Genomic DNA, 4,973 nt, shown 5'->3' on the forward strand with positions numbered 1-4,973 from the left:
CCGGCAATGCCGACACGCTGCGCGTGCTGCTGAACAACCTCGTCGACAACGCAATCCGCTATGCCGGCGAAGGCGCGCGCATCGACGTGACCGCCCGCACCGACGGTGCGACGCCCGTGCTCGAAGTGTCGGACAACGGCCCCGGCATTCCGGAGGCGGAGCGCGCGAACGTCTGGGAGCGCTTCTATCGCGGTGCCGGCGCCCAGGCGGCCACGTCCGGAAGCGGCCTCGGCCTGTCGATCGTCAAACGGATCGCCGAGCAGCACCGCGCGACGGTGACGCTCGACACCGGCCCGGACGGGCGCGGACTCACCGTGACAGTACGCTTCGATGCACCGGCCTGAGCACGCGGCTTGTCCACAAATTTTGTTGGCAAGCTTGTGGATATCCTGCGCATCGCCGCGCTAAGCCCTTGATCCCGCGGACATTGGCATGCGTGATGCAGACAGGGCGGCCGGCCCGTCACGCCGTATGATGCGCGGCATACGAGCCGCGCCACGATGCGCCGCCACCGTCATGATCCGCAGCCACCCGACTTACCCACAGTTTTTGTTGGCAAGCTTGTGGATATCCTGCGCACGCATGTGCTAACTCATTGATCGCGCAACGAATCATGCGCTGCATCGTCGATTTGGCATGGTGCGGCCGGCGGCGCGCATTTGCCGACGGACGTCGACGCGGACGATGCGCCGCACGCAGGCTTGACGTTTGCGAACGCAACGAGTAAAGATCACGCTTGCCGTGCGCAGGGGACATCCGCCCGTACCGCACGGCAAATCAGCGGGCCGCGTTCGGCCCAGGCAGCACAACGACACACCACTCTCCGAGGAAGGCCATGGAACATTTCTCCGCCTGGCAATGGCTCGTCACGCTGGTCGTTATTGCCGTCTGCATGTATCCCTATGTCCGCATCGTCCGGCGCACCGGCCATTCAGGCTGGTGGGTGGTCACCATGTTCCTGCCGATCGTGAACTTCGTCATGCTCTGGGTATTCGCGTTCGTGCGCTGGCCCGCCGTCGACGAACAGCGCGGCGGCTGAACGTCATTCGTCGCGCGCCGGGGGTGAGCGGCGTCGGCGCCGCCCATGACGGATCGCCCGCGGGTTCATCGGTACGCGGCGACGCGAGTTCTCCACAGATTGTGTTGGCAACGATGTGGATAGCCTGCGCATACCGCAAGCAAGTGCTTGATCCGGCAGGATTTCCTGACGCTGCCATGGATCGTGCACGCAGTACGCCGACGCATGACGACACCCGCCACACCCAGCGTCGCTACCGCCTCCACGCACTTGTCCACAATTTTTGTTGGCAAGGATGTGGATATTCTGAGCACGCTTAACCTAAGTTGTTGATCACACAACGTTTAGCGGCATGGATCAGGATGGCGGCAACGCCATGCGAAGGCGCCATCGCCAGTCTGTGCACGCACCCCGTTTAACTGAACGCCGAGACCGCGATCCGCGCAGCTGCCTCGATCACGTCGTCCTTCGCCTGCGCATCGGCGCGCGTCTGCGTGTAATAGACGGCCAGCACGATCGGCGCACGCGATGGTGGCCATACCACGCCCACATCGTTGGTCGTCCCGTAGTCACCGGTGCCCGTCTTGTCGCCGACCCGCCACCCGGCCGGGACGCCCGCGCGGATCCGCTTGTCGCCCACCTTGTTGCCGCGCAGCCATTCGATCCACTGCGCGCGCTGCGCAGCGGGCAGTGCCTCGCCGAGCGCGAGCACACGCAGGCTCGCGGCCATCGCGGCGGGCGTCGTCGTATCGCGCAGGTCGCCCGGCAACGCGGTATTCAGTTCGGTTTCCCAGCGATCGAGGCGGAACGTGTCGTCGCCGATCGCACGCGCATACGCGGTCACGGCCGATGGACCACCGATCAGCTTCAGCAGCAAATTCGCAGCCGAGTTGTCGCTGTATTGGACCGCCGCCGCACACAGCCCGGCGACCGTCATGCCCGTGCCGACGTGCCGCTCCGTCACCGGCGAATAGCGCACGAGGTCGTCCTGCCGGTATGTCACGCGCTGCTGCAGCAGCGCCGGTCGTTCGACGCTGCGCGCCAGCACGGCGGCGGCCAGCATTGCCTTGAATGTGCTGCAGAACGGGAAGCGCTCATCGGCGCGATGCTGCGCGCGCCGTCCGTTCGCGGTGTCGATCGCACATACGCCGAGTCGGCCGCCCGCCGCGCGCTCGAGCGCGTCAAACGACGTCGCGGGCGAAACGTCCGCCGCCTGCCGCGACGCGCAGGCGTTGACGGACAGGACGAGCGGCGCCGTCGCGGCGGCCAGCAGCAGGGTTCGACGTTGCGATGAATGGATCATGTCCTATGTCTCGTGGTGGAGTGGAGAGCGATGACGAAAGAACTTCTTATGACAAAGCTCCGTCCGCATCTTCCGCTCAATGCGTTGCGCGCATTCGAATCGTCAGCGCGTCACCTGAACTTCACGCGTACCGGCCTCGAGCTGAGCGTGACCCAGGCCGCGGTCAGCCAGCAGGTGCGTGCGCTCGAGGAACGGCTCGGCTGCACGCTGTTCACACGGCTCCCGCGCGGGCTCGACCTCACCGACGAAGGGCGCGCGCTGCTGCCCGCGCTGAGCGACGCGTTCAGCCGCATCGAGACGGTGCTCAAGCCGTTCGACGGCGGGCGCCGGCGCGCGGTTGGCTCACGTCACTGAAGTCGAAGCCGCTCACGCCCGCGATGACGCTATTTCGCGACTGGATCGCGGCCGAAGCGGCCGCCGCATAACGACCCGCAGTTGTCCACAGATTTTGTTGGCAAGGATGTGGATATCCTGGGCACCCTGCGCCTAAGCCATTGATCGCACGCCATTTTCTGCCGCACTGCGCGACGCACGCAGCCGCTCGACCGAACAACGCACCCATGTCTGCGCCGGGCCGCCATTGCGAATCCACATGCAGCAATGGCGCGCCCCTTTTCCACAGATTTTGTTGGCAAGCTTGTGGATATCCTGCGCATGCAGGACTTAACCCATTGAGCGCATGGTGTTTTGTCGCGCGCGTGCGCAAACGGGCAAGGCTGCCGCATACGCGGCAGCCCTTGTCCCGCCGCATGCACGCTCAGTGCTTTTCGAGCCCGCCGCGCAATTCGCGCGCCTTGTCGCGCAGCGCCTCGTAGCCGGAGCGCGCGTGCTCGGGCAAGTCCGGATCGCCGATCAGCGCGCCGAGCGTTTCGATCAGGCTGTAGAGAATGCCCTTCGCCGCGCCGACCGCGATGCTCTGCGATTCGATCGACTCGTGCAGGTGGTTGACCGCCGCCTCGAGATTTTCGAGCTTTTCGAGCTTTTGCTCGCTGTCGTCTGGCCGGTGCTCGGTCGTCATTGTGCGCCTCCGCGATGGTTCGAGGGTCATGCCACGATTCTATGCCGCCCCGTGCGAACGTGGCACGACATCGCGCAAACGCGCGCTACAGCACCACGACGACCTTCACGCGCCCGGGCTCGACCGCGGCCACGATCTGGCCGTCGACGCGGCGGAACGTCAGCGACACGCTGTCGTCGCCGACGTGAAGCCTGTCTATCCGCAGCCAGTCGACGCCTTCCGGCAGAACCGGGCGCTCGATCCTCACTTCGCGGCGCGACGCATCGATGCTCACGCCGAGGCAGGCCTGCAGCATCATGAACGGCGCGCCCGCCGCCCACGCCTGCGGCAGGCAGGCAACCGGGTACGCGGTCGGCGGCTCGCCGCGTCGACGCGGAAAGCCGCAGAACAATTCCGGCAACCGCATCTCGAAGCTCACCGCCGCCTCGAACAGCGCGCGCAGCAGGTTCAGCGCGGCAGCCTTGTCGCCATAGCGCGCGAGCCCGCGCGCGGCGAGCGCATTGTCGTGCGGCCATACCGAACCGTTGTGATAGGCCATCGGATTGAAGCGCGGCTGGCCCGCCGCGAGCGTGCGCACGCCCCAGCCGGTCTGGAACAGTGTCGAGCCCAAGACGTCCGCGACCGCCTCGCCGCGTGCCGGCTCCGGCAGCCCGAACGCGAGCAGATGGCCGGCATTCGATGCAAGCACACGGCACAGCTCGCCATGCCCGTCGAGCGCGATCCCGTAGAAATTCGCATCCGGCATCCAGAACAGCGTCTCGACCTGCTCGCGCAGCGTCTCCGCCCGCAGTGCATAGCGGGCCGCATCCGCCGCCTGTCCACGCCGCCGCGAGATCGCCGCCATCGCCTCGAATGCCGCGCACGCATACGCCTGCACCTCGACCAGCGCAATCGGACCGTCGGGGAAACTGCCGTCCGCGTGGAATACCGAATCCTGGCTGTCCTTCCAGCCCTGGTTCGCCAGGCCGCGTTCCGACGTGCGCTGATAGTCGAGCAGCCCGTATGGATTGCGATCGCACTTGTCGATCACCCAGCGCATCGCGCTTTCGAGCGCGGGCCAGAGTTCGTCGATCAGCGCGTCGTCGCCGGTACGCTCCACGTACGCGCCGGCCAGCACGATGAATAGCGGCGTCGTGTCGACACCGCCGTAGTACAGCGCAAACGGCACTTCGCCGGTCGCCGCCATTTCGCTCTTGCGAAATTCGTGCATGATCTTGCCCGGCTCTGCATCGCGGAACGCCGACGTCTCGTGCGCCTGATGCGCGGCGAGGAACCGCAGCACGCCGCACGCAAGCGACGGCTGCAGCCACAGCATCTGCAGCGCCGTGATGACGGCATCGCGGCCGAACGGCGTCGAGAACCACGGAATGCCCGCGAACGGGTACGGCCCGGTTTCGAGCTGCGTCGTGAGCAGCCCGAGATCCGCGACCGAGCGGTCGAGCCACGCATTGAACAGCGGATTGCCGGTGCGGACCCGCGCCATCGCCGCGCGCCGCGCACGCATCGCGCGGTGCACGCCGACGAGCGCGATGCGCAACGCGGCGCGGCCGCAGGCGGGCGCGCTCGCGCTCGCCGCGCCGGTCGTCGCCGCGACGGTCAGATAGATCGACACGCAGGCCTGCGCGGCGATCGTC

Annotated in this window: 5 protein-coding genes and 1 pseudogene; 3 read left to right on the plus strand and 3 right to left on the minus strand. The window is 66.7% G+C overall.

Going from position 1 to position 4,973, the window contains the following annotated elements:
• Both KH616_RS21190 and KH616_RS21195 read left to right on the plus strand, forming a co-directional pair.
• Positions 1-344 (plus strand): ATP-binding protein (locus KH616_RS21190; protein ID WP_292250519.1); only part of this gene is annotated, 344 nt, incomplete at its 5' end.
• A 491-nt stretch (positions 345-835) separates the two neighbouring features.
• Entirely contained in the window at positions 836-1,039 is a 204-nt protein-coding gene (locus tag KH616_RS21195; RefSeq protein WP_292250521.1) for a hypothetical protein, read from the plus strand.
• A 394-nt stretch (positions 1,040-1,433) separates the two neighbouring features.
• Here KH616_RS21195 and blaPEN-bcc read toward each other — a convergent pair whose 3' ends face one another.
• Positions 1,434-2,321 carry a PEN family class A beta-lactamase, Bcc-type gene (gene blaPEN-bcc, locus KH616_RS21200; RefSeq protein ID WP_292250523.1) on the minus strand — a complete coding sequence of 296 codons (888 nt, stop codon included), beginning with the start codon at positions 2,319-2,321 and terminating at the stop codon, positions 1,434-1,436.
• A 48-nt stretch (positions 2,322-2,369) separates the two neighbouring features.
• Here blaPEN-bcc and KH616_RS21205 point away from each other — a divergent pair.
• Positions 2,370-2,648, plus strand: a pseudogene (locus KH616_RS21205) (LysR family transcriptional regulator); the annotation flags it as partial.
• A 430-nt stretch (positions 2,649-3,078) separates the two neighbouring features.
• Here KH616_RS21205 and KH616_RS21210 read toward each other — a convergent pair.
• Both KH616_RS21210 and KH616_RS21215 read right to left on the minus strand, forming a co-directional pair.
• On the minus strand, positions 3,079-3,339 hold the full coding sequence (locus KH616_RS21210; protein ID WP_292250525.1) for a hypothetical protein: 261 nt from the start codon (positions 3,337-3,339) through the stop codon (positions 3,079-3,081).
• A gap of 85 nt (positions 3,340-3,424) precedes the next feature.
• Positions 3,425-4,973: amylo-alpha-1,6-glucosidase (locus KH616_RS21215; protein ID WP_292250527.1), on the minus strand; the 1,549-nt coding region annotated here is incomplete at its 5' end.

It is taken from the genome of Burkholderia sp., from assembly GCF_018375725.1.
Lineage (GTDB): Bacteria > Pseudomonadota > Gammaproteobacteria > Burkholderiales > Burkholderiaceae > Burkholderia.